Genomic DNA, 24,389 nt, shown 5'->3' on the forward strand with positions numbered 1-24,389 from the left:
TTTTATTTTGAGGCATTACGGTAGGAGGCTCGAAAAAGTACCCTTTGCATCGGCAGGAACCTGTTTTTTGGTGGGAGAAGGGGATCAATATGGTGCTCCCCCTCGGGGTTCTCTGTAAAAATTTCAAAAAATAAAAACTTTAGTAACAAAATCCACTATTTTGTGTTGTGATAAATGAAAAATCGGTGTACAGTAAAGAAACTAAAAGTAAGGAGTTGCCTATGCATAAGCAGTTAGGACGACTACTCGTATGGGTGGTGCTGGGGATGCTGGTGGCATCCTGTGCTGGTGCCCCCAAACCGGCAGTAGGTCCGGGGGAACAACCCACGGAAACCCCTACAGAACAGCCTGCGGTGGTACAGGAAACAGACCCTGATAAGTTGCCACCGGATCAGGCGACGGAAGCGGCCCTCCTTGATCAGCAGGGACGGACGGAAAAGGCCCGCAAGTTCGCCTTTGATGTGGGAAGCCCGGAATTCTTTGCCGATGAATGGAAAGCCGTAGAGGCCCAGTTTATTCAGGCAAAGGAACTTTCTCAGCAGAAGACGATGGGTACCTATAAAAAGGCAACGGAGCTGTATCGTCAGGCCGCGGACACCTATGAAGCATTAGCGCAGAAGGCCCTTCCCCTCTATGCCCAGAAGCGGAAAGAGGATCTCCAGCGTCTTCGCTCTCAGGCTGTAACCGCAGGGGCTCAAGAGCGGGTACCGGAGCTTCTCGTTACCGCCGACGAATCGGCGGATAAGGCCCAGGCCCTTTTCGATGCGAAGGAGTATTATGGAGCTATCGATGCTGCCATTGTTGCGGAGAACCGCTATGTGATCCTTGCCATGGGCATGAAGGCCTATACGGTCCAGCAGGAAATCGATCGACGGAATTTCCGGGTGTATGATGAAAGTAACTATACCCTGGCGGAATCAAAGCTTCAGGAATCAATCCTGTCGTATAAAGAAGGGGACCTTGACAAGTCCCGCAATGCCGCAGAGGAATCCCTGTTACGCTTTAATCTGGCCCTGAATAAGGGGAAAGAGATGAATGCCCGAACCCTTTCTGATGGGGCAAATAAAGAACGACAGGCCGCATTGGATCTCAAGGCCCATGTGGCGGTAAAACAGGACTATGATGCGGCGAATGCGGTTCTTGCAAAGGCAGAGGCGGCCTTTAAAGCAGAAAAATATGATGAGGCGGCAGAACTCTATCAAGAGGCGGCAGTTCAATTTGGCAAAGTTCGGCAGGTAGCGGCCCAGAAGCGACAACAGGCCGAAGAAGCGCTCCAGAAAGCCCAGGCAGGAATTACCGCAACGGAAGAATCCGCACGACGGGCAAATGAAATCCTGCAGGGAGGTGCCCAATGAAAGCCAAAATTTCTATGGCAATGATTTTTATCCTGTGGGTCTCTATTTTTTCCCTGGGAGCCCAGGAAATAATAGGGGAAGAAATAGAACTGGTAGAGCCCAGGGGCGGAGAATTTGTTGAAACAGAAAGCCCGCAGGATCTCGTGGCGCTGGATGCTTTAGCGCCTTCTGAACTGGCCCTCGCAGAATCTGAGGTGGTTGCAGTAAGCGATAGTAACTCAGAGGTACTTGTGCAGGTTCTCCCTGTGCTGTGGAACCTCGATCTTGATTCTGGGGTGGGTGGTGTGGAACTGGACTTTAACTCTCTTGCCACGTTGGTGCAGGCTGTTGCTTCGGATTCTTCCCAGACGGTGGTAAGCGATCAGGAAGTTCCGCCGGGAGTCTTGAACAACGAGTATTATCGAGAAAGTCTCCGGTATAAGAAGCTTGCGCAGGAAGCCTTTGAGTATGGAGACTATGATGCGGCGGCCCAATATGCCGCGGAGTCCCTTAAATTTGCCCAGCAATCAAATGAATACATTGCGTTGCAACTTAAGATCCGGGAAGTAAATACCACGCTCCTTCAGGCAAAGACAAGGCTTGATTGGGCTGCATCGATTGGGGCGGATAAAACCTACCCCATTCAGGTAAGTCGGGCCCGGCAATCCTACGATCAGGCCCTCCAGGCAAAGGAGGCGGAACAGTGGGATGAAGCCCTGCGTCTTGCCAGGGAAGCGGTTCAGGTTCTTGCGGAGGTCCAGGAATTGGCTCCTCTCCCGGCCAAATATACGGTTCGGCCCTGGGCGACCAGTCGGGATTGTCTGTGGAATATTGCGGGTTATAGCTGGGTGTACGGGGATCCGACTAAATGGAAGATCCTCTATGAAGCAAACAAAAAGAAGTTTCCGCAGCCGGATAATCCTAACTTGATTCACCCGGGAATGGTACTGGATATTCCCAGTATCCGGGGCGAATATCGGACGGGAGTGTGGGTAAGTGGCCGGGCCTATGTGCCTCTTCCTAAACCTGTAAAGTAGGGAAGTTCTCTCTTGGGCGAGTGGGGAGCTTTTAAAGGAGTTGATAAGAACCACCACCGCTAGATGAGATACAAAGTGTATAATGATCCAGGGGCCCCTTTTCAGGGCCCTTTTTTACGGGAAGGGCCGATGCATACGACAACTGTTGGAGGTCCCTTTAGAGAGGGGCCGTTTGGGTAAGAGTTTTCCACTGTATAAACAGGGTGAGGGCGCTTGCCATAAGGGCATGCACATATGGGGGCTTCCCCATAGCAGAAAGCACCGTAGTAAAGGGGACCCGTTCCACATCTACATATTCATCGGCGTCAAGATGTTGGGTTCCTGTTTTTACCAGGTCGGTGGCTAAAAAAACGTGAACGCGGTTTTTCATGATGGCAGGATTGGGACTGAACTCTCCGATTTTTTGGATGGTTCCGGCCACATACCCTGTTTCTTCCTGTAATTCCCGCCGGGCCCCTTCGATAGGATCTTCTCCCTTTTCTATGACCCCACCCGGGAATTCGGTGCTCAGACATTGGGACCCATGCCGCCATTGGTGAACCATCACAAAGGTATCTTCTGTTTCCTCTTGGAGGAGAGGAATAATAATGGCCCAATCGGGGGCATCTATCACTGAGAAACTTTTCGTATCTCCCTCGGGAGAGCGACATGTCGTATCTTTTACGGAAAAAACTCGACATCGGTAGGTTTCATGTTCTTCCAGAAACGTCCATTGAAGATGTTGCTTTGTCATAGGAAGTATCATATAAACTTTTGCATTTTTCGTATATCCCGGTTATACTATTTTTATGAAAAATAACGAGCCCATTCGTATCCTCTTTGCAAGCTCGGTGGAAGAAGAAAAAAAACGATTTGAACTTCTAATAGAGGTAAAAAAACTTCCCTACGAGGTGTATTATCCAAAGGATTTCCAGGAAGCGGATCGTATCATCAGTACCGAACAAATTTCAATAATCATTACTGATACAAGTTTCTCCGCCGGGGCCTTCGCGGATTGGCTTTCCCTGTGGCCCTATCCCTATATACTCCTTGCCTATTATGGCGAAGAAGACATCGTCGATGAACTTATTCAGGATGAGGCCTGTAGTTTTATCATGAGGGATCCCTCATACCGCCATCTCGGGAGCCTTCCCACCATGATCCGGAAGGTTCTTAACATTCGGGAAAGTGTGGAACGGCAGAATGCTCACCTGCGGATTTCAGAGCAGCGCTACATGGAACTGGTAAGCTCCATCCCGGATATTGTGTATACCCTGGATGGAAAGGGCTGTTTTACCTATATAAACGACGCCATAACCCAGCTGGGGTATACCCCCTTGGAGTTAATTGGCAAGCACTTCTCCACCATTCTTGCGGAAGAAGAAATTCCCCGGGTAAGCCGGAAAGAGGTATTACCCCGCTATCGGGGTATACCGACCGGCCCGGAGCATGCCCCGAAGTTGTTTGACGAACGTCGGCGGGGTCCCCGTATGACCCGACACCTGGTGGTAAAGTTAAAGCCTAAAACCGATTCTTCCGCTGAGATGGCTACCACCGCCGTGGTCTATTCTTACGGAGAAGTGGCCGCGGTGGGGATTGAACTTCCCGAATATGAGGGGATGGAAATCGGAACGGTAGGCATTATTCGGGATGTGACCCAGCGAAAAAAGAAGGAAATCGAGCTCGAAAATGAACTCTATCATAAAGATATGCTGTTACGGGAAATTTATCATCGTATAAAGAATAATCTCCAGGTGATTGCAAGTCTTATCCGGTACCGTTGCGATGATCTTCAGGATGAACAGAGTAAGGAGATCTTTCTGGACCTTCAAAATAAAATCGAAGCCATCGCCCTGGTGCATGAACAACTCTATTCTAATCGGGTCGTTGGAAAGGTAAATATAAAAGAATTCCTTTCCCAGCTGATAGAATTGTTGCAGGATTCCTATTCGGTGAACCGAACAAAAGTACAAACCACCCTTTCTTGTGAGGCGGTTCAGATTGATTCCGAACGGGCCCTCCCCCTCACCCTTTTATTGATAGAGATTTTGAACGAGAGTTATCAATATGGGGTGCAACGGAATGGGGGTAGCATTCACATTCTGCTTCAAGTAAAGAAAAACATTCTTCGACTTACTATTGATGATGATAGAAAGGGTATACCATCTGCAGACATGAACCTCTTTAACGTGGTAGATGTACGGCTTATTAAGGCTTTTGTGGATCAACTCCATGGATCCTACCGATGGGACCATACAGACGGAAGTCATTTTGAGCTGGAATTTTCTCTCCGAAATGGGAAAAACTGATGTGGAACGTGTTTTTGGGGGCCGCTCCCCCTGTCCAAGATCGATTTTTGACAATCTGCTTTTTTCCTTATATCCTTTACTATGGGTAGTTTACCTCACAGACGGGGAACGATCTCTCAAAGAGGAATGGGTGAGTAAGGAACAAGGACGGAAGAAAGATGGTACGGTTTTAAAGGATTCCCTGGCTGTGCTCATTCTTTGTTGTAGGGAGGCGGTGCTATGGCGGTGATTGCGATTTCTCGGGAATTAGCGGCCCTGGGAGATGAAACGGCGCGAGAATTGGCTATCAAGATGGGCTACCGTTTTGTAGATAAAGAAACGCTGGAACAGCGAATTGCCTCATATGGTTTCAGTATAAAAAAAATTGAGAAATTTGATGAGAAAAAACCGGGCTTCTGGGCATCCATTTCTCGGGATAAGGATGATTATCTCCACTATCTTAAAATGGCCTTGTACGAAGAAGCTGAAATGGGAAACTGTATCTTTGTGGGTCGTGGTGCCTTTGCGTTACTCAAAGGCTTGCCTGCGGTTATATCGATTCGCCTTGTCTCTCCCCTTTCGATACGGTTGGAGCGGGTTAAAAGCTATTTCCATTGCGATGAAAAACGGGCCCGCATGATTATCGAACAAAGCGATCGGGATCGCAGTGCCTTTCATCGGTACTTTTTCGATATTGATTGGGATGATGCGACGAATTATCATATCACCTTCAATACCGGCATTATCCATCCTACTATGGCTGCGGAATTGGTGGTACATTTTGTGCAGCACCTCGTACAGCCAGGGGAGGAAGAACTTCTTATGCATAAACTCGCTAATCTTTCGCTCGGAGAACGAATTGTACACCAGATTTTATATTCTTTGGGAATCCCTATTCATTTTATGGAAGCCCAGGTAGAAGGAGATCAGGTGATGCTCCGGGGGGTGGCGAGTTCTCCTTCTGCGGCTGAGGCTGCTGTGGCGGGGGCCCAGCAAGTGCCTGGTGTTCGCCATGTATCGTCTGAAATCCAGGTGGTGCAAGAGTATAGTGTTATGCCCTGAGGTAATAGACCATATACCTGCTCTTTCTGAAAAAAAGAGGGCAAGCTTTTGTATATCTGTTTTTAAATGTTTTTAAAAAATCCCCTGCTCCTTTACCTTTATAGATATGTGTAAGAGCAGGGGAATTCTTAATTAAAAAGCCTTACTTCTGCAGCCGTTTTTCAATGGCATCCAGTTCATCCCAGAGTTCTTTGGGAAGCTTGGAGCCGAATTTGGGATAGTGATTCTCCCGAATATCGGCGATTTCTTTCTTCCAGCCTTCGATGTCCACCGCCAGGAGTTCCTTCATGTCTGCTTCGGAAACGCCTTCCGGCCGCTGGATAGCGTCGATAGTAGGCATATACCCGATCGGTGTATCCACCGCTTTACCCGTTCCGTCGCAGCGCTCGAAGATCCACGCCAGAACGCGGCTATTTTCACCGTAACCGGGCCACAGCCACTTGCCATCGGCGGTTTTCCGGAACCAGTTGACAAAGAAGATCTTGGGAAGTTTGTCTTCGGTGGTCTTCTTGCCAATGTTGATCCAGTGTTTAAAGTAATCGCCCATGTGGTATCCACAGAAGGGGAGCATGGCAAAGGGATCTCGCCGGATGGTTCCCGCCTTAAGGTCCAGGGCAGCGGTAGTAATTTCAGAGCCTACGATAGACCCCATGAAAACTCCATGAACCCAGTTTTTGGCTTCATGGACGAGCGGAACAATGCTTGGCCGCCGACCCCCAAAGAGAATGGCATCGACCGGGACCCCGTTCGGATCTTCCCATTCGGGGGCCATAACAGGGCACTGACGGGCTGGAGCAGTAAAGCGGGCATTCGGGTGGGCCGCTGGTTCCTGGGCCTTGTTGTTCTTATCCTGTACCCACTCATTCCCCTTCCAGTCGATGAGTTTGCCGGGAGCGTCGTACCCAATACCTTCCCACCACACATCTTTATCTTCGGTCATACCCACATTAGTAAAGATGGTGTTTTTCTCGATGGAACGCATAGCATTGGGGTTCGATTGCATGTTAGTACCAGGGGCTACGCCGAAGAACCCTGCTTCGGGATTAATCGCGTACAGCCGTCCATCCTTACCGAATTTCATCCAGGCGATGTCGTCACCTACCGTTTCTACTTTCCAGCCGGGAATAGTAGGTACGAGCATGGCAAGGTTTGTTTTACCGCAGGCTGAGGGGAAGGCGGCGCAGATGTATTTGGATTTCCCCGCGGGGTTGGTAATCTTAAGGATAAGCATGTGTTCGGCAAGCCACCCTTCATCCCGGGCTATGACTGAAGCGATGCGAAGGGCAAGACACTTTTTCCCAAGCAGGGCGTTCCCACCATATCCAGAGCCGTAGGACCAGATTTCCCGGGTTTCGGGGAAGTGGGAGATATATTTTTTCTCAAGAGGAGCGCAGGGCCATTTCCCATTGTCGCTTTCGCCGGCCGCGAGGGGCTTACCTACCGAGTGGAGACAGGGCACGTACTCACCGTTTTTGCCAAGTACATCCAGAACCTTCTTCCCAACCCGGGTCATGATGTGCATGTTGACCACTACGTACTCGGAATCGGTAATTTCCACCCCAATTTTGGCAATGTTGGAACCCACCGGCCCCATGGAGAAGGGGATGACATACATGTGTCGACCCTTCATACAACCCCGATACAGGTCGGTCATGGTCTTTTTCAGTTCCACGGGATCAAGCCAGTTATTGGTGGGACCCGCGTCATCCTGGGATTTACTTGCGATGTAGGTGCGGTTTTCTACCCGGGCTACGTCGGAAGGATCGGAACGGAAAAGGTAGCATCCAGGGCGTTTCTGGGGATTAAGGGGCGTTGCCATGCCAGAGTCTACCAGCTTCTTGATCATGGCATCATATTCCTGCTGAGAGCCGTCGCAGACATACACGTCTTCAGGCTGCATGAGGGCGACCGCCTCCTGAATCCACTTTTTAAGACCTTCATGCTGAAGTTCTTCAACTTTCATAGGAGCTCCTTATGAGAAAAGGTTTGGCATCTGTGAATACAGATGAGGGGGGCTGCCTTATACAGAGGCGAACACCAGTATAGTACAAAAAAGATCGATATTAGACAAGGGGGCGATAGTTAAAGAAGACAATTGATTTTAGATAGAACCGGCAATTATGTGCTAAAAAGAGGCTTATTTCATTACACCTGCTTCAGAAACCCTAAAAAGGGGGTTATGCCACCATGTTGAGGAAAGTTCCTTCCCGTAAAGAGGGGCTGGGCTGATAGGGAAATGCTTGATGGGCCCTCTGGGCTGCCTTAAGTTCCTTTGTGTATTGATCTATGAGGGCATCTATCTGTTTTTCTGAAAGGGCCGTGTTGGATAGGGTAGGGCTTCCCTTTTTGAGTTGAGAAAGCTGTTCTATCAGGGTATCCAAAATTTTAAGCCGGGTAATACTTATCCCCCGTTCTCCTTCCGGGGCCGGGGTACCTGATACATGACGAAAATGGGAATAGATATAGGCATCAGGGGATACGGGCAAAGTAAATTTCCCCTGTCCCTGAAAGATTGCCTGAGGAAATAAAGAAACAGAAGATATGCCATATATCATAGGTATCCTCTCCCCCGAAAAGATAAACGTTCTCTAACATGAGTATCGGTAAAAAATGGCTCTTTTTTAGAAGATTTTTATATTCCTATCCCATTCCTCTAAAATCTTTATCCCTCTTGTAAAATATGGTATAGTCTACCCGTCGTTAAATTTGCTGCAGGAGAAATACCGGTGGCTCTGTATCATATAGAAAAACTCATCGCCAAAGCCGTGCTTGACTACCAGATGATTCAGGAAGGGGACCGCATTCTTATCGGTGCTTCGGGGGGAAAAGATTCAACCACCCTTGCCTGGGCCTTAAGTCGCCGCCGAAAATGGCAGAGGCCCTCTTTTGAGTTAGTAGCCCTCCGAATAGCCACGGATGTGCCGGGAGGACAGCTTCCTCCTGAGGCGGTTCGATATATTGAAAATCTATACCGTAGCTGGGAGATTCCCCTTATTACCATAGAAGTCCCGGTGATGGCCCTGGTAAAACCAGGCCAGGCCATGAACTGCTATTGGTGTTCTACCCTGCGACGGACGGAGTTGCTCAAATATGCCCTGAGTCATGGGTGTAATAAGATTGCCCTGGGACATCACCTTGATGATATTTTAACCACCCTTTTGATGAACATGACAAAGAAGGGGGAATTAGGAACCATGCCGCCCCGGCTACGGTACGAAAAGTACCCCATCGAAATTATTCGTCCCCTTACGCTGGTAACGGAAGAACAGATTCGTAACTTTGCGGAGGAGATGGGCTGGGCTAAGCACACCTGTTCCTGTGCCTGGGGGGGTGATAAAGAACGAAAGGATTACCAGCGACGGCTTGAGGTGCTTACCGGGGGAAGTAAAGAAGCCAAATACCTTATGCTCCGCTCCCTTTCCCACATAAAAGAAGGGTACTTAGCCTAGCCTGATGGTCTGTTTTTATCTGAGTAAAGGGGTGCTATTCTCCCGTGGTGGAAAGGAGGGCTCACTGCGCCGCGTCCTGGTGGCCACAGCCCAGGAGCGTGTTACTCCAAAAATGGCGGAAAGGAGGGCGCCCTTGTTTTTTGTATCTATGTCCGTACCCTTCAAACATGGTAGCTTCTGAGGCCCTGGCTGCAGCGATGACCTTCCTGGGTATGCAGAGGGAGTGCACACACCCCATCTGGTCTATAGGTAAAAGGTAGGATATACTGGGGGTGCGTGTTCTATCCCTTGCTACAGCGTGTTAGCGCCGGGAAAAAGACCCACTCTGCACGGCCAGGCGCCACAAGGAAAGGAAGGGCCCGATGGTTATCGTATTTGTGATTGATAATTACGGCATTCTCACTAATGGGACAACAATTACGGCCTATCGATTCGTGGAGGCCCTTAAAGCCCGGGGACACACCGTCCGGGTGGTAAGCGTGGGTGTTAACGGTCCCGATATGTACGCCCTGCCAGAGCGGTATATTCCCATAGTAAGCGAGATTGCCCGCGGACAATCGGTGTTGTTTGCTCAACCGGTAGATAGGGTATTGCGGGAGGCCTTTACCGGGGCCGATGTGGTGCACCTTTTCATGCCCTGGAAACTGGCTCGACGGGCCCGTCGTATTGCCCGGGAAATGGGGATCCCCTGTACCGCCGCCTTTCATGTACAACCCGAGAATATCACCTATGGGGCGGGATTGGGACCTGCGGGGAGCCCGGTGGCCCATTTTATTTACCGTTATTTTCGCTGGATACTGTATCGACACATTGATCATATCCACTGTCCGTCCCAGTTCATTGCCCGTGAATTGCGACTCCATGGCTATACGGCCCATCTTCATGTGATTTCCAATGGTATCCATGATTTTTTCCATCCCGCGTCTTATCAAGAGGATAAAGAGGGAGGGACCCATCCTTCAGGCAGTGAAAAAAAGACAGAAGATGCTGAAAGGGCCGCCGGGGAGGAAACATATCCTACCCCTGAAAAGGGCACAGGGGCTGACCCTGAAAATCAAGAAAGGGGCACCCCACAAACAAAGCCCTTTACCATTATGATGGTGGGGCGCTATGCCCCCGAAAAACGGCAGGATGTGCTTATCAGGGCGATAGGACGATGTCGGTATTGGGACCGGATTCGGCTTATTCTCGCCGGGGCCGGACCCCGGGAGGCCCATTTACGGCGGCTTGCAAAACGCTATGGGATACCCGTGACCTTTGGGTTTTATAAGCAGGAGGAACTGCGAAACCTCCTGTGGCAGGCGGACCTCTATGTTCACGCGGCGGATGTGGAAATAGAGGCCATTGCCTGTCTGGAAGCCATTGCCTGCGGCAAGGTTCCGGTTATTTCGGACAGCAAGAAGAGCGCCACCCGTCAGTTTGCTCTGGATGAGCGAAGTCTGTTTCGCCATGGAAGTAGCCGGGACCTGGCTCAAAAAATTGAGTACTGGATTGAGCATCCCGAGGAACGGCATGCCATGGAAAAACGGTACTATCAGCGTTCTCGGATATTCCGACTTGAATATTCCGTTAAGAAGGCCGAGCGGATGTTCGAAGAGGCCATGCTCGATGAGCGTATCCGGCGGACAGAAACCCAGAGTGAAGGAAGGGCCTATAAAAAGCGGATCCTTAAGGGACTGCCTACCCGGCTTTTTTCTCTGGTGTTTTACTATCTTGTGGCGATTCCGCTCCTCTGGCTGTATTGCCGTTTTGTCTTGCGTGTCCATTTTCATAATCGTAAGGTGATTCGAAAACTGCTCCTCCGACGGGAGGGGGCCGTGACCATTGCAAACCATGTGCATACCTTAGATTCCGCCATGGTAGGGCTTGCCACCTTTCCTCGAAAGCCCATCTTTACGAGCCTGCCCGCCAATTTTACCCTCCCTGTGGCGGGCTTTCTGGTGAACATCCTGGGGAGTGTGCCAATTCCTTCTACGGTTACTGAAAATGGCATCTTTTTTTATGAGCTCTCTCGACGGCTCCGTCGAGGCCGGTACGTGCACTTTTACCCTGAGGGTGAACTGGTCCAATTTGATGAAAACCTGCGTCCCTTTAAGCGGGGGGCCTTCCAGTTAGCGGTGGACGCCCAGGTGCCTATTATCCCCATTGGGATTTCCTTTAAAAAAGGAAAGAGCGGCTTTCTTGGCTTCTTTTTCCGCCGTCAGATTCACGTGCGGATTGGGGACCCCCTCTACCCGGATGTGCACCTGCAACGGCGGGATGCCCTGGAAGATCTGGGGCACCGGGCCTGGCAGGCCATGGAGATCCTGGTGGGTCCCCGTTCGTAATGGTGGCGGGCACAAAAAATGACTCCCTAAGTTGGAAAAATCGGTATCCCTATGATATGGTTTTAACAGAAATTGAACAAGAAAATAGCTGGTAACACATTAAAAAAGAAGGGAGAAAATGTATGAAAAAAAAGGTCTTTTTGGGGATGGTGGTGCTTCTCTGCTATTTTGTGACAACAGGAGGAGGCCCCCTCTCGGCGCAGGTATATCGGGATTTTCGGCCCCTCTATCAGATAAAAACCCGGTATTTTACGATTATCTTCCCGAAGGAATCTTCCCTATCCGCCCGGTACCTGGCGAGTTTTGCGGATAGGGTGTACGAGGATGTGGCGGCAAAGCTCGAAACACAACCGGAGCTTCCTATCCCCGTCCTTATTACCCCCGATCAGGAAGCCTTCAATGGGTACTTTAACTACTATCCTGGGCTGGTTATCGTGCTGTATGAGACTACCCTATCGCCCAATGGGAGTCTCCTCTTTGATGATATTTTGTATCGCCTGTTCTATCATGAACTTACCCACTTTGTGTCCCTTGTGGGAACCAGTCCTTCGGCAAAATTGTTGTATCGCCTTTTTGGTTCCCTGGGGGTGGCCTTGCCCTTGTTCCTGGTTCCTTTCCCGTTTACCGAAGGGGTTACCGTTTCTTTTGAAAGCCAGGAAAGTTTAGGTCGCCCCGCCCTGGGACGAGCCCGGGACCCGCTTATTGCAGGCTATTTACGACAGGATATTCTGGAAAACCGCTGGAAAAGCTTTCCCCAAACCCTGGGCTGCTATGACCAGTACCCCGGCGCTTCGCTGGGGTATTGGTATGGAGGCTATTTTTCCCGCTACCTTCAGGATACCTACGGGATGGAAAGGTATGCCCGCCTCTGGCGCTATCTATCGAACCCTTTTTCGCTGAGCCCCCTGGAGGATGTGTACCTCCCCTTTTCTAACCTGCGGATCGCGACGGGCGCTTTTAGAAACCTGTATGGCCTTTCTCTAGAAGAGGCCTGGAATAATTTCCGGGAAGCTATGGCTATCCAGGAACCGGTCTTAATGAACCCAACCCGGCTTTCGGATTTAGGGAATTATGGGGCCCTCACTACGGATGGAAAGGCCCTCTATTATTATGATAGCTCCCGGAGAACCGTATATCGGCGGAGTATTCAGCAAAAGATGGATGGACGGGAACGCCTCTTGGCAAGCCATACGGTAAAAGAACAGGGAACGCAGCAAACCCTGGGGAGCCCCCAGCCTCTTTTTACCACCTCTTTGCCGGTGGAAGGCCTTTCGGTACATCCTGAAACCGGGGAGATCCTGGTTTCTACCTATCGGGGCGATAGGTCTTTTCCCCAATTAGCCGTGGGAATCTGGAAAGATGGTCGGTGGAACTGGCTAGCGGTCCCTCGTTTGAGCGAGTCTACCTGGTGGGGGCCCCATATTCTGGCCATTCAAAGTGTAGGCTATCAACGGAACCTGGTACTGGTTACGAGGGATGGTCGGGTCCAGCTTTTGTTCCAGGGAAGTCTGAGCAGTATCATCTGGAATCCAGTTGCCTCGGCGGATGGGAAAAAGCTGTATTTCTGGATGCGCCAGGGGGACCAGCAGAAACTGGTTCGCCTGGAGCTAGAACACCAGGGGTTTGCTCCGGAAACCGTGAAAATTCGGCAGCTTCAAGAAGCCCGGCTTCCTGATAACATCGCCTGGCTGCGGTACCTTTCTCTTGGCAAGGAGGGGCTTCTCGCTGCCTGGAACGATAATTCCCTCTACCGGCTGGTTCGTTTCTCAGAAGATAGGGTAGAGTACCAGACCATTCCCTTGAGTGGGGGTATTCATCAGCCCCAGGATGTGGGAGGGACCCTGTTCTACCTGGGATACTTTTCTGAGGGAGAGCGGATTTGTCGCCTCGATTATAAGGATGAGGAGCTTGGTGTTAAAAGGGCGCCCCTTTCATGGATAGAAGCGGGGAACTTGATTAATCAAATTTCTCCACTGGGGTTCCAGCCAGCCCGATCTTCTACCAGCCCCGAAGGGGTAGACGAAACGGCATTCCCTATCCGTCCCTATCGAGATTGGGGGGCAGTGCTCCCTCGCTCATGGTTTCCCCTGGTTACCTACAATTTTACTCAGAACTCCTGGGGGTTTGGGGGCGCTCTGTTGTTTGGGGACCTCACGGAACGGTGGAATACCCTTGTGTATGGCACCTACAATCCTCAGGGGCCCGGGGGGGTAAACCTTTCTTTAAGCTCCCAATTCATTCTTTATCCGCTACTTTTAAGTCTTACCGTATCTGACGACTTTTTCCCCGCCAGCGATGTGGGGCCAGCACAGCGTCAGAGCCTGCTGAGCCTTTCCGTTCAAGCGGGGGAGGAAGCCTACCTGGGTGGAAGTTTTTCTGTCGGTGGGGGTAGCCGTATCGAGGCCAATGAGTCCCCCTATAAAAACTGGGACTGGCTTCGAGTGGGGGCTACGGCATCTCTGGGATACCAGTTCTGGTATTCGGTTTTTAGGGATCCTTCTAAAAAACCGGGCTGGAATGTGGAGCTTTTGAGTCGTGCTCTCTACCTTCCTCCTTCAGGGGGAAGCGATTTCTTTAAGGGCCCCCTCTATGGAGGGTTTGAGGTTTTCTCCCAGGGGAACCTGGAGTGGCCCTATGTGGAATTTACCCTGGAAGGCGCCTGGAGCCCTATGGAAGGCTTAGGCTATGGCCCCCGGGGAATGGGCTATAGAGTAGGGGGACAAAACACGACGGAACAGGCACGGTACCGCTCCCTTGTGGCCCTGGATTCTCCCTACACCACCTCCTGGTACCTCCAGGGGACCGCGGCGGCGCGGCTTTTTACCCTGGAAATTCAGAAAGACTGGGGAACGCTCTATAGCCAGCGGTTGTATGGTAATTGGGGCCTCCATGGCGCCTATGCGGCCACGCCCCTGTGGACCATCAGTTTCCCTATCGTCGCCGATGGAGAAGCCCAGCCTTCCCGGGCATTTGGGGCCCTCTTTGTCCAGGTGGGAATCGTGGTTTCACCCACGGTAACCCAACTTGCCCGCGCCCACTTTGCCTTTGAGTTTGAAGGAGGCTATACCCTGGCGGGAAACCCCTATACTTACCTCGGCTTAAAGACGGCCCTTTAACCAGAAACAGAAAAACCTAAAGAGGGGCCGTACCTCGTTCTGTTCCCTTAGATCAAAAACGGCGCCCTAACCAGAAAAGGGGCGCCTTGTTTCTATTTCGACAGTTACATCGATAAGAGTGCAAAGTTCTCCTTCTGCGGGGAAGGATGGCCATTCCTCTAAAAAGAGGGGAGTCTCTTTAGAGAGCCCCTCGATTTCAAGAATGAAGGTACGGGGCTGCCTCTTCCCAAAACGTTTCAGTCCCACTTCCCACATGTGCCCTGGACCAGTGTAAAAATCATCGGCCACGAGGGAGCCATCAAGGTACAAACGGGCCACATCTCCTTCCCATTGGATTTGTAAGAAAAGATCTTCCCCTGTCCAGGAGGGCACTTCAAGACGCCAGTATCGGAGGACCCCCTGTAGAGGGGTTTCCGAACCCCGTAAATGGAGGGAGTCTCGATTTCCGCCGGTTAATTCTTTCCAGGTAAGGGTGGGGCCTGGTCGACGTTCGAAAATAAAAATGTACTCCCCTTCTTCGATAACTGGCCCTTCATGAAACAGGAGTTGTTCACGAATCTTCCATGCTCGGAGGGCCTCTTCTCGACTTAGGGTAACAATCTCTACGTCGGTGGGCCACCGATTGTTTTTAAATTGATAAAGGGCATCAATCTTACCTGCTTGCCTTAGTTTTTCTGCGTACTGAAAAGGTGTATAAAAAATCCACTGGGGCCGAGGACCGGGAATAATACAGAGGGGACTTACCAGGGCTGTTCCAAGCACACTGTCCCCTACAGGCATATTCATGGGAAGAAAAAAGTATTCCCCATCTTCAATATCCATGGGTGGAAAAAAGGATTGCCCTTGACTATCATCGAGCCCGGAAAAAGGTGCGCTATTCTCATGGCCCTGTGGTGAGGGGTGTCCCCCGACAGGATTGCTGTTTTCAGAGAGACCTCGAGGGAAAGGAATCCGCACCTCCCGATGGGGTGCCATCTTTTTTCGTCGTTGATAATTGTTTACAAATAGATATCCCCACTGACCATTGTGTCGATAGGAATAGCGCAGGTGCTCATAATCGGTGGGATGGAGGGGGTTTTCGGACGGAATTTCTGCAGACATGGTACAGAGGTCCTGTCCAAAATCGTGGAGGAAAAGGGTAAAGAGCTTTAGTTCCCGATAGGTTTCGGAAATTTGACCATATTCCCGGATAGGGGCCCGGAAATCGTAGGAATATTCTGGTAGGTCGTTGATAAAGCCGGTGGCCCGGGATTCCTGAAGGGTACTGAGTTTCCCCCGCGGATTGGTTCCTCCGTGGTACATGTAGTATCCCAAAAGGGTAACCCCACTTCCCAATTTTACAAGGCTCATGGCGCCAATGTCTCGGGCACGAGCTACAGGCCGCCGATGTCGGGTTACTTGCAGACCCCCGCCGAGTTCTGCCGTTAGATAAGGGAATTTCGAAATGTCAAAGGTAATCCCATGGCCAAACCCAAAATCACTGCCAATGTTGTGGTCATTCCGTTCGTGGGTAAAGATGTAGTTCCCTGAGGGTTCGATTTCGGTAAGCCGCTGGTCCCAGGGGGCTTCGCAGTATCCCCCCATGACAGGAATAAGACCGCCCGTTACCGCTCCTCCCCAGCCGGTGGCACTCCAGTAGGGTGCCTCGAAGCCTATTTCTCGGGCAAGGGTGGTAAGGCGTTGCATGTGCCGTTCCCCCTCTTCTCCCCCCAGACCTCCACAGTGGCCGTATTCGTTTTCAATCTGGATGCCAATAATCGGCCCCCCATCTTTGTGCTGGAGTCCCCGGATTTGTTCGTAAATGGCCCGATAAAAACGGCTTACCGTGGCAAAATAGTCTTCGTTGTTTACCCGGACGGGGAAGGGCTTCTGTAATAACCAGTCGGGGAACCCTCCGTTCCGGACTTCCCCGTGGCACCAGGGCCCGATGCGGATCCAAAAGTATAGCCCGCATTCTGCCACGGTTTCTATAAAACGCCGGAGATTCCGTTGCCCTGAAAAGTCGTATTCTCCTTCAATCTCTTCGTGATGAATCCAGATGACATATGAAGAAACAATGTCCACGCCTCCGGCCTTCATCTTAAGGAGGGATTCTTTCCAGTATTCCGCAGGATAACGGGAATAGTGAAATTCTCCCATTACGGGAAACCAGGGTAACCCATTTTTTGTAAGATACTGAGGTGTCATCCCAAAGCTGTCCATACGCATTCCTTTAATTATTTATTCTTTTACTGCTGCGCCACTGAAACTGTTCACCATGAACCGCTGAGAAAGTAAAAAGAAAATGATGAAGGGGATGGCTACGATCAGAGAACCGGCAGCAAAGGTGGTAAATTCGTTCTTTTTGTCGGTAACAAAACCAAATAATCCCAGGGCTAGGGTTTGCTTTTCCACAGAACGGAGTACCATTCGGGGAAAAATGTAATCCATCCAGGGGGCGGTAAAGCTCGTAATCGCTAAAAACGAGATAACCGGTTTGGCCACGGGGAGCATGATGCTAAAGAAAATCCTGAAATGTCCTGCTCCATCGATTTGGGCCGCTTCGTCGAGGTTACGGGAAACCGTATCCATGTAGTTTTTCACAAGCCAGGTGTTGTAGGGGAGATTTCCCGCCACGTACACCAGGACTAGTCCCCAGAGGGTATCAAGCCCATTGATTCGCAGGAGGATCACGTAGATTGCTACCATGCCCACGAAGGAAGGAAAAATCTGAAGTATCAGGTATGACATGAGGAAGGGTTTCTTAAGCGAAAAATTAAAACGAGAATAGGCATAGGCTGCAATAGAAGTAATGAGGACCGTCAAAAGACTCGTACTTGTGGCAATGTAAAGGGTGTTTAAAAACCATCGGCCGTATAGGGTTTCTGTAAAAAGACGAACAAAATGTTTTGCCGTAAAACCATCCCCGAAGGGAATTATGTTTACCGATGCGATACCGGTCCCTGGAGAGAAGGCTGCACTCACCACATATACAAGAGGATAGAGGACAAAAAGAGAAATAATGATGAATATTATCATCGTGATGGTGGTGTTTATCTCTTCGATAACCCGATAGTTTTTTCGTTTTTTTAAGGTGTCTTTCATAGGTCGCCCTCCTTGAAAGCCTTGGTTTGCCGGAAGTTAAAGATTGCAAAGGGAGCCAGTACGAGGAATATCAATACCGCTATTACGGAAGCATAATTATACTTTAAGAGGGTGATGGTAAGTTTGTATATCCAGGTAACCAGAATATCGGTTCCTCCGGCACTGGTTATGGTACTATCTGCTACGGTAGGACTACCGCCAGTAAGAAAGAAGATGGCTCCAAAATTGTTGATATTGTAGGTAAAGGACATAATGATAAGAGGCATAGTCTGGTATAATACCAATGGAAGCGTGATGTGTCGCAACACCTGAAAACGACTTGCCCCATCGATACGGGCGGCTTCAAAAATATCCTGGGAAACTGCGGTCATGGCCCCGGTTGCAAGGAGCATAAAATAGCCGAAACCGGCCCAAAGATTGATAAGGATGACCACGATTTTAGCAAGGAGGGGGTCTCCAAGCCACGGTATGGGGGTGTCTATGATATGGAGGGCCATCAAGGTGCGATTAATAGTTCCAAAGGTCCCATTCAGCAGATTCCGCCAGACGAGCATGCTTACTACCGAGGGAACCGCATAGGGAAGAATAAAAATCAGGCGGAAAAAGGGAACAAGGCGAATCTTACTTTCCCGGAGAAGGATTGCCACGAAAAGACCGCCGAAATAACAGGTAAGGGTCGCAAAAAAAGCCCAGATTACCGTCCATGTGGCCACCCGGACAAAGCCGCTGGTCCAGGACGCCTCTCCTCCTAACAGGGTTTTAAAATTGGCAAGACCAACCCAATCGACCGTATTATTCGGCGGGATATTGTCGGGAGCCGAATAGTTGGTAAAAGCCACACTGGCGGAGAAGATAAGGGGAACCACGACGAGTACCAGAATAAGAAGAAAGCTGGGGGTTAATCCTATGACAGGGAAGGCCTTGCTCAAGATATTAGAAAAGGATTCTCCCATGTTCATAGGTCGTTTTTTTCGACAGTACTCCCGGTATCCCTGTCGTGCGCTGCGAACAGATATCACGTATAAACTGAAAAATACAATGAGCGCAACGATGGTAAGGATCCCATCGATCAACATAAAGATAGAATTATCCCGCATTTTTATGGGTAATTCAGGCTGAGGACTTCCAAGCGTAACGAGGTCTATTAGTTTTTTCCCAATAGAGGGAATCATAAAAATGTAAAAGATCTCCACCGCCGCAAAAAGAAGCCCCTTCACCGTATCCCGTAGCCACAGAAGATGGGCAAGCCCCATAAAAAGAACGGCCGTTCTTACTACCTTTTTTTCTCCTGTGCCATCTAAGGGTAAAGGATTGTGCATGAAACCTCCTTGCTCCCTTTTTCAGAGGGGAAGAGGGCGAAAGAGCTCTTTTATATCAGCCTTTTTCGCCCCCTCTCTGATAGGGCTTGCTCTGACCGTTTAGATGTTAACAAACCACTTTTTCTTAAATATCACCTTTTTCGGGACCTGGGCCCCGAAAAAACTGGGAAAACACTATTTCCCCAGGATCGCCGCATTACAGGCATCCAGTTCCTTTTTTACATCCGCCCCATCCCAGATGTTTTTGCTTGCATTTCCCATGGCTTCCCAGTACGCCCCCATTTGAGGAATTGAAGGCATGGGGAAGGCATAATTAAGCTGGGTAATAAAGCCCGCCATGTAAGGGCTATCGACCTTTACGTCGATGGCAGGCATGGCGCCGGTAATATCAAACCGGAGTTTCTGCATTTCTTCGGAAACAAGGAAGGAAGCAAAGAGATGAGCTTCTTCTGGGTGGTCCGAATAGGCGGAAACGAACATAGCCCGGGTTCCTGAGAAGGATGCCGGCGGAGTGCTTTCGCCCGGGAGGGCCGGAAGGGGGGCTACTCCGAAATCAATGCCTGCATTTTTAAAGGGAACCACGTTCCATAGGCCAGTAATGTACATGGCCGCCTTTCCGGAGGAAAATGCCGTGTCAGCCACAGAGGTAGTAAGGTCTGCCGCAGGAACATTCAGAATAGAACGGAGGCTCTGGAAAAACTTCATCCCTTTGATAGATTGTTCTGAGTTAATATTAGTAGCAGTTGTGTCATTCCCGTTGGGACCGAAAAGGCGATTTCCCCCACTGGTGGTAAAGATGATGGTGTAATACGCATTCCCAACATCCATGATAAAGGCATATTTACCAGGATTGGCGGGGTTAAACTTCTTCGCAAAATTTACAAGTTCTTCCCAGGTTTTGGGAACCTCTGAGTCTTTGATATAGGCCCGGTTATAAAAGAGTGCATAGGTTTCGGCAGAAACGGGGTAGCCATACATGGTTCCATTATACGTAAGGGCCGTAGCACAGGAACTCAGAACCTTTTTCTTTATTTCCTCGGGATTTTTAGTGGGAAGTACATGACCGCCGGAAACCAGTTCGCCCAGTTTGTCGTGGGGGGCCGCAAACACATCGGGACCGACGCCGGCAGGTCCATCAAGGGCAATTTGGCCTGCCGCATCCCCCAGTTCTACGTTCACGTATTTAATCTTGATGTGGGGGTATTTCTTGGTAAAGGCCTCTCCCGCTTGTTGAATGAATTTATCGGGACCATTGGTAGATTCCCACACGGTAAGAACCACCTCTTTGCCACCCTTTGCTGTTCCTGTTTTACCCTGGCATGAAAGGGCCAGTAGGGAAAGCAGGGCCACTAGGGCACTCAAAATTACGAGCCATCGCTTATTCATGATAAGCCTCCTTTGAAAAATCCTATATTGCTCGGTTGCATCGCAACCGTCGAATCCTTTTGTACTGCCCTCGAAGAATCCCGTATCACAAAATCCGCTTTTAACCTGTGAATAGCATCAATCTTCCTTCCTTCAAGCATATCGATAAGAAGTGTGGCTGCAAGACTCCCAAGCTTCTGAATTTCCACATGAACTGCGGAAATAGGTGGAAGATGCTGTTCCATGGTTGTACTATCATGAAAAGAAACCACCGCAACATCATCGGGGATGCGAACTTTATAGCGATGCAGAATATGCAGAGCCTTAGCGGTGATAACGTCATCCATTCCGATGATACACTGGGGTCCTTGGGGGAGAATGTGGTGTATCAATTCTTCCAGAACAGTTTTACTTGTGGCATTCCAGAAAACAAGGGGGTAACCTTCCTGTAATGGTAGTTGTCGGAGATCTGTGGGCACTTGAAAAAATTCTTTTACTTCTTTGATACCTCCTTCGGTGAGGGCTAGGCGATATCCTTCGTATCGATCCTTGTTTACCTGATGATGGGGATTACCCGCCAGAAGGACCTGCCGAGAAAAATCCTGCCGCAGAAGATGGAGGGTTGCATTTTTGCATGCTTCTCGATGGTCTGAATCGACCTGAACCACGGAAAGGTCTGCCACACTACCAATCACCACAAAAGGAAGGGATTGTTCTTTTAGAAACTCGATGCTTCGATCCGTGGTAAGGGGCCGAGTATGAATGACCCCATCCACTTTACGATAACGAATAAGGCGTTTAAGAGAGGCAATGTCGTGCTCCGTGGTCACCGCTACGACCGTATCGTATTCTGAACGAGAAAGGGTTTCCGCAATGGCATGAAGGCAGGTCTGAAAAAATGGGATTTCCTGGACTTCGGTATCGCTCGGCATAGTTACCGCAATGTTGTACGTACGGGCCTCTGCTAGTCCTTTGGCAATACGATTTATCTGGAATCCCTGTTGTTCAATAAAGGAACGGATTCGTTCTCGGGTTTCAGGGCTGATACGGCCTTTCCCGGAAATTGCCCGGGAAACGGTAGATTTAGACACTCCAAGAGCTCGGGCAATATCTTCGATATTTTTTACAGAGGTGGAAGGAGATAATTCCTGAGACGATAGTGAGCCATTGTCTAACAAGGAACCTTCTGACATTATACGGTCCTCTTTCTTATGGTGCGCAACAATGCGCAACCGGTTGTTCTATTGAATAGAACTATAGCACTATTTTTTTAGTCTGTCAAATTAAAAAGGTTTTAAGGGGAACCTTATGCCGTCGGGCCTGGTAGGTAAGGCGCAGGCTTGTCGGTCCCGTACACCGAACAGCTGGGGGCGTTGCGGGGGTGTCCCCCGCAGAGGGGGTAGCGGAGGCCGCCAGAGGGCGTGGTGGGGCTTGGCAGCGGTGACCTGCTGGCTGCAAGCCCGGGACCACCGGAGAAAAGCAGTGCCGCGGCGAATTGCGCGGTGACAGGGTGCCGGGAGTTTTTCCCCTCTGGCGGCCGGAGCGAGGGGGAGACTTCCCCCTCTTCTACTCAAGGGATTATGCTAAATTCTGTATTAGAATACTTAACATTTTAGAAAAATGCGCTTATAATGTTAATTAAATGAATACAATAAAAGTACTGGTATATGTTAATCAAAAAGCAGCAGGGCTCCTTACGAGAGAAGGACGGGACTATGTGTTTACCTATCAAACAACCGACCCTTCCTGCTTTGTTTCTTTAACCATGCCGGTACGAAATAAAAGCTATGTTTTTCCCCGGGACCAGCTTCATCCTATTTTTAACCAGTATATTCCGGAGGGGTACCTTTTTGAAATTTTTAAAGCCCTCCTTTCCAAAGAAGTGGGCGAACTTGATGAACTTACCTTGCTCGCGGTTCTCGCTCCATCAATTAAGGGGAGGCTTACCTTTTCCGCTGTGGATATGCCTCCGTCGCTCATCGATAAAGTGTCACCCCCGAAAACCCCTGAGCCTCTTCTTCTGGATGAACTTATCCATAGGAAAGACGACCTTTTTGAGGAACTCCTGGAGCGGTTTTTATACCGCTCTGCGATAGGGGGAATTCAACCTAAGGTTCTCGGGGTACTCCGTGACAAAATAAATCTTTGTATGGATGATTATATCATTAAAACCAGTGGAGAGGCCTATCCATTCCTTACGGTTAATGAATATTTTTGTTTACAGGTAGCTCGGCATGCGGGCTTATCGGTGCCTGAGTTTTTTCTCAGTGATAGTCAAAAGCTTCTCATTATTAAACGATTTGCAGGTAATCAGAACCCCGCTGTCGGCTTTGAAGAAATGGCGGTCCTTCTGGGTAAAACTAATCGACAGAAATATGAAGGAAGCTATGAACAGATTGCGAGGGCTATTAGCCTGTTTACCGGTCCTTCTGAAACCAGAGGGTCTTTAGAGCAGTATTTTATGTTGATGGTCCTTATGGTTCTTCTCCGGAATGGAGACGCCCATCTTAAGAATTTTGGGGTCCTGTATGGTACTGGCCAAAGGGACTGCCGTCTTGCACCTCCCTACAACCTGGTTACTACGACCTGCTATCTTCCCCATGATACGCCGGCCCTCACTCTGTTTGGGAAAAAATCATGGTGGAATAAAAAAAGGTTGTTCCATTTTGCAGAACAGTACTGTATGATGACGCCCCGCAGGAGCGCCGAACTTTGGGATTCCTGTATTTCCGCGGTTTCTCAGGTTCGGAGGGAACTAGTAAAATACTGCAAGGAGCATCCTGATTTTAATGTTATAGGGGAACGAATGCTGAAAGAGTGGCAGATAGGAGAAAAAGCAAATGGAGATATATGATCTTGGGCCGGCCATTGCCCAACGAAGAAAGGCCCTGGGTATTACTCAGGAAGCCCTTTGCAAGGAACTGCACCTAAGTCGGGTAACCCTTTCTGCCTTTGAGACAGGTAAAAAGCTTTCCCTCTCTCTGAGACAGTTGGGTCACATTCTTAAGCGGCTTGGGCTGGAACTCGACATAAAGGAACGGTCAAGTACACCTACCCTGGATGATTTGTTGAATTAATTCAGAAATCAATGTTCATTTCTAAGAACGGGAATGTCGAGACTAATCGGCATTTTATTGCAGAATCGTCAAGACTAAATCGCATTTCATTGCGGTTTAGTCATATGAGTAAGAAAACCTAGTTAGTCGCCCACCTTCTCTGTTGTTGGCGGTATGCTCGCCGGGGCTTCGTAAATTAGCTGGCCAACCCTATCGATGTGCTCTTTTAAGGCTGGATTTTCTATGTCTTCGTAGTGGACAATATCAATAAAGTATGGTAAGGGGCCCTGGTCTTCGAGCAGAGCATGAAGTTTTGATATGGTGGTAAAGGTGATTGATGGACCCGCTATGGCAATATCAATATCTGAACCCCTTTTGTACGTTCCCTTTGCCCGGGAGCCGAAGATAAAGGCCCTCTGGATCTCTGGGAATTGTTTCAAAGCGGCTATGATATATGAAAGGTCCGCTTCGTCGAGGCCGTATTTCATATTATCTATGCCCGTCCTTCCAGAGTCCGGTAGAGGTCTTTTAGGATCTTATAATATGAATGCATTATCAGATTGGCCGCTTCTTCTGCCCGCGCTTCATCATAGGTGTGGGCCATAAGGTTCCGTTTTTCAAGGGCATCGATCCACAGATGCCCTTCGTGGATAAGGCCGGACTGAAAGGCGGTCTGAATGGTATGCCGGGGGCTTTGAATGGTATACCCTTCGGCTTCTAGATAATCCTTCATGGTTTTCCAGGCAAGTTCAAAGGTGTACTCAAAGCATTGGATAAGCCCTTGTTTTTCAAATTTATTAAGATCCCCTTTGTTAATAAATTCGTCGAGTTGGGCCATGGCTTGCTTGTAATTGGAGAATCGTTGCTTCCAGCGGATATCCTGTTCCATCTATGGGCGCCCCCTCCGGTGATAGTATAACGATAATATGGTTTTTTCTCAATGGAACTGAAAAGGGAAAAACTCAGGGCCCCC

General features: G+C 49.6%; 19 protein-coding genes. 9 read left to right on the forward strand and 10 right to left on the reverse strand.

Features of this window, described 5'->3' with window-relative positions; translation table 11 throughout:
- Positions 1-221: 221 nt before the first annotated feature.
- Positions 222-1,355: a hypothetical protein gene (locus C5O22_RS02890; RefSeq protein ID WP_132779698.1), complete on the forward strand. Its 1,134-nt coding sequence runs from the start codon at positions 222-224 to the stop codon at positions 1,353-1,355.
- Complete coding sequence (locus tag C5O22_RS02895; protein WP_243692855.1) at positions 1,352-2,371, forward strand: hypothetical protein; 1,020 nt, start codon at positions 1,352-1,354, stop codon at positions 2,369-2,371. The genes C5O22_RS02890 and C5O22_RS02895 overlap by 4 nt, the downstream gene beginning before the upstream one ends.
- 157 nt (positions 2,372-2,528) lie before the next feature.
- Here the strand turns inward: C5O22_RS02895 and C5O22_RS02900 are convergent, their stop codons facing one another.
- Positions 2,529-3,104: an NUDIX hydrolase gene (locus tag C5O22_RS02900; RefSeq protein ID WP_132779699.1), complete on the reverse strand. Its 576-nt coding sequence runs from the start codon at positions 3,102-3,104 to the stop codon at positions 2,529-2,531.
- A gap of 55 nt (positions 3,105-3,159) precedes the next feature.
- Here C5O22_RS02900 and C5O22_RS02905 point away from each other — a divergent pair, with 55 nt between their 5' ends.
- Both C5O22_RS02905 and C5O22_RS02910 read left to right on the forward strand, forming a co-directional pair.
- Entirely contained in the window at positions 3,160-4,659 is a 1,500-nt protein-coding gene (locus C5O22_RS02905) for a sensor histidine kinase (protein ID WP_132779700.1), read from the forward strand.
- 219 nt (positions 4,660-4,878) lie between these two features.
- A complete protein-coding gene (locus C5O22_RS02910) occupies positions 4,879-5,700 on the forward strand; it encodes a cytidylate kinase-like family protein (RefSeq protein WP_132779701.1) in 822 nt (273 codons plus the stop codon).
- 142 nt (positions 5,701-5,842) lie between these two features.
- On the opposite strand, the gene C5O22_RS02915 is transcribed toward C5O22_RS02910, so the two are convergent.
- Together C5O22_RS02915 and C5O22_RS02920 are read right to left on the reverse strand one after the other, a co-directional pair.
- Positions 5,843-7,663: a phosphoenolpyruvate carboxykinase (GTP) gene (locus C5O22_RS02915; protein ID WP_132779702.1), complete on the reverse strand. Its 1,821-nt coding sequence runs from the start codon at positions 7,661-7,663 to the stop codon at positions 5,843-5,845.
- A 214-nt stretch (positions 7,664-7,877) separates the two neighbouring features.
- Positions 7,878-8,255, reverse strand: coding sequence for a hypothetical protein (locus C5O22_RS02920; protein ID WP_132779703.1), 378 nt, complete (start codon positions 8,253-8,255; stop codon positions 7,878-7,880).
- A 225-nt stretch (positions 8,256-8,480) separates the two neighbouring features.
- Between C5O22_RS02920 and C5O22_RS02925 the strand changes: the two genes are divergently transcribed.
- The 3 genes from C5O22_RS02925 (at position 8,481) to C5O22_RS02935 (ending at position 14,592) form a co-directional block, all read left to right on the forward strand.
- Positions 8,481-9,149, forward strand: a complete 669-nt coding sequence (locus tag C5O22_RS02925; RefSeq protein ID WP_486389485.1) for a tRNA 2-thiocytidine biosynthesis TtcA family protein — start codon at positions 8,481-8,483, stop codon at positions 9,147-9,149.
- A gap of 362 nt (positions 9,150-9,511) precedes the next feature.
- Positions 9,512-11,476 carry a glycosyltransferase gene (locus tag C5O22_RS02930; protein WP_132779705.1) on the forward strand — a complete coding sequence of 655 codons (1,965 nt, stop codon included), beginning with the start codon at positions 9,512-9,514 and terminating at the stop codon, positions 11,474-11,476.
- A 122-nt stretch (positions 11,477-11,598) separates the two neighbouring features.
- Positions 11,599-14,592 (forward strand): hypothetical protein, encoded by a 2,994-nt coding sequence (locus tag C5O22_RS02935; RefSeq protein WP_132779706.1) that lies wholly within the window; start codon positions 11,599-11,601, stop codon positions 14,590-14,592.
- 66 nt (positions 14,593-14,658) lie between these two features.
- Here C5O22_RS02935 and C5O22_RS02940 read toward each other — a convergent pair whose 3' ends face one another.
- The 5 genes from C5O22_RS02940 to C5O22_RS02960 form a co-directional block, all read right to left on the reverse strand.
- Positions 14,659-16,794 (reverse strand): beta-galactosidase, encoded by a 2,136-nt coding sequence (locus C5O22_RS02940; protein ID WP_132779707.1) that lies wholly within the window; start codon positions 16,792-16,794, stop codon positions 14,659-14,661.
- Between the two features lie 18 nt (positions 16,795-16,812).
- A complete protein-coding gene (locus tag C5O22_RS02945; RefSeq protein ID WP_132779708.1) occupies positions 16,813-17,676 on the reverse strand; it encodes a sugar ABC transporter permease in 864 nt (287 codons plus the stop codon).
- Positions 17,673-18,995, reverse strand: coding sequence for a carbohydrate ABC transporter permease (locus C5O22_RS02950; protein ID WP_132779709.1), 1,323 nt, complete (start codon positions 18,993-18,995; stop codon positions 17,673-17,675). Before C5O22_RS02950 ends, C5O22_RS02945 begins: the two co-directional genes overlap by 4 nt.
- A 174-nt stretch (positions 18,996-19,169) precedes the next feature.
- Complete coding sequence (locus C5O22_RS02955; RefSeq protein WP_132779710.1) at positions 19,170-20,381, reverse strand: sugar ABC transporter substrate-binding protein; 1,212 nt, start codon at positions 20,379-20,381, stop codon at positions 19,170-19,172.
- Positions 20,378-21,553: a LacI family DNA-binding transcriptional regulator gene (locus C5O22_RS02960; RefSeq protein ID WP_132779711.1), complete on the reverse strand. Its 1,176-nt coding sequence runs from the start codon at positions 21,551-21,553 to the stop codon at positions 20,378-20,380. The genes C5O22_RS02955 and C5O22_RS02960 overlap by 4 nt, the downstream gene beginning before the upstream one ends.
- A 449-nt stretch (positions 21,554-22,002) precedes the next feature.
- Between C5O22_RS02960 and C5O22_RS02965 the strand changes: the two genes are divergently transcribed.
- Together C5O22_RS02965 and C5O22_RS02970 are read left to right on the forward strand one after the other, a co-directional pair.
- The gene (locus C5O22_RS02965; protein WP_132779712.1) at positions 22,003-23,214 is read left to right on the forward strand and encodes a type II toxin-antitoxin system HipA family toxin; all 1,212 of its coding nucleotides are present in this window, start codon (positions 22,003-22,005) and stop codon (positions 23,212-23,214) included.
- The gene (locus tag C5O22_RS02970; protein ID WP_132779713.1) at positions 23,201-23,437 is read left to right on the forward strand and encodes a helix-turn-helix domain-containing protein; all 237 of its coding nucleotides are present in this window, start codon (positions 23,201-23,203) and stop codon (positions 23,435-23,437) included. The genes C5O22_RS02965 and C5O22_RS02970 overlap by 14 nt, the downstream gene beginning before the upstream one ends.
- 122 nt (positions 23,438-23,559) lie before the next feature.
- Here the strand turns inward: C5O22_RS02970 and C5O22_RS02975 are convergent, their stop codons facing one another.
- The gene (locus C5O22_RS02975) at positions 23,560-23,904 is read right to left on the reverse strand and encodes a nucleotidyltransferase domain-containing protein (protein ID WP_132779714.1); all 345 of its coding nucleotides are present in this window, start codon (positions 23,902-23,904) and stop codon (positions 23,560-23,562) included.
- 5 nt (positions 23,905-23,909) lie between these two features.
- Positions 23,910-24,305, reverse strand: coding sequence for a nucleotidyltransferase substrate binding protein (locus C5O22_RS02980; RefSeq protein WP_132779715.1), 396 nt, complete (start codon positions 24,303-24,305; stop codon positions 23,910-23,912).
- Positions 24,306-24,389 lie beyond the last annotated feature (84 nt).

The organism is Treponema sp. J25 (genome assembly GCF_004343725.1).
Lineage (GTDB): Bacteria > Spirochaetota > Spirochaetia > Treponematales > Breznakiellaceae > J25.

Excerpts from the sequence above, each read along its gene's own strand:
- C5O22_RS02910 (WP_132779701.1), top strand. The coding sequence starts at position 4,879 with ATGGCGGTGATTGCGATTTCTCGGGAATTAGCGGCCCTGGGAGATGAA.
- C5O22_RS02940 (WP_132779707.1), bottom strand. The coding sequence starts at position 16,794 with ATGGACAGCTTTGGGATGACACCTCAGTATCTTACAAAAAATGGGTTA.
- C5O22_RS02950 (WP_132779709.1), bottom strand. The coding sequence starts at position 18,995 with ATGCACAATCCTTTACCCTTAGATGGCACAGGAGAAAAAAAGGTAGTA.
- C5O22_RS02925 (WP_486389485.1), top strand. The coding sequence starts at position 8,481 with ATGATTCAGGAAGGGGACCGCATTCTTATCGGTGCTTCGGGGGGAAAA.
- C5O22_RS02905 (WP_132779700.1), top strand. The coding sequence starts at position 3,160 with ATGAAAAATAACGAGCCCATTCGTATCCTCTTTGCAAGCTCGGTGGAA.
- C5O22_RS02935 (WP_132779706.1), top strand. The coding sequence starts at position 11,599 with ATGAAAAAAAAGGTCTTTTTGGGGATGGTGGTGCTTCTCTGCTATTTT.
- C5O22_RS02920 (WP_132779703.1), bottom strand. The coding sequence starts at position 8,255 with ATGATATATGGCATATCTTCTGTTTCTTTATTTCCTCAGGCAATCTTT.
- C5O22_RS02980 (WP_132779715.1), bottom strand. The coding sequence starts at position 24,305 with ATGGAACAGGATATCCGCTGGAAGCAACGATTCTCCAATTACAAGCAA.
- C5O22_RS02895 (WP_243692855.1), top strand. The coding sequence starts at position 1,352 with ATGAAAGCCAAAATTTCTATGGCAATGATTTTTATCCTGTGGGTCTCT.
- C5O22_RS02965 (WP_132779712.1), top strand. The coding sequence starts at position 22,003 with ATGAATACAATAAAAGTACTGGTATATGTTAATCAAAAAGCAGCAGGG.
- C5O22_RS02960 (WP_132779711.1), bottom strand. The coding sequence starts at position 21,553 with ATGTCAGAAGGTTCCTTGTTAGACAATGGCTCACTATCGTCTCAGGAA.
- C5O22_RS02945 (WP_132779708.1), bottom strand. The coding sequence starts at position 17,676 with ATGAAAGACACCTTAAAAAAACGAAAAAACTATCGGGTTATCGAAGAG.
- C5O22_RS02900 (WP_132779699.1), bottom strand. The coding sequence starts at position 3,104 with ATGACAAAGCAACATCTTCAATGGACGTTTCTGGAAGAACATGAAACC.
- C5O22_RS02890 (WP_132779698.1), top strand. The coding sequence starts at position 222 with ATGCATAAGCAGTTAGGACGACTACTCGTATGGGTGGTGCTGGGGATG.
- C5O22_RS02930 (WP_132779705.1), top strand. The coding sequence starts at position 9,512 with ATGGTTATCGTATTTGTGATTGATAATTACGGCATTCTCACTAATGGG.
- C5O22_RS02955 (WP_132779710.1), bottom strand. The coding sequence starts at position 20,381 with ATGAATAAGCGATGGCTCGTAATTTTGAGTGCCCTAGTGGCCCTGCTT.
- C5O22_RS02970 (WP_132779713.1), top strand. The coding sequence starts at position 23,201 with ATGGAGATATATGATCTTGGGCCGGCCATTGCCCAACGAAGAAAGGCC.
- C5O22_RS02915 (WP_132779702.1), bottom strand. The coding sequence starts at position 7,663 with ATGAAAGTTGAAGAACTTCAGCATGAAGGTCTTAAAAAGTGGATTCAG.
- C5O22_RS02975 (WP_132779714.1), bottom strand. The coding sequence starts at position 23,904 with ATGAAATACGGCCTCGACGAAGCGGACCTTTCATATATCATAGCCGCT.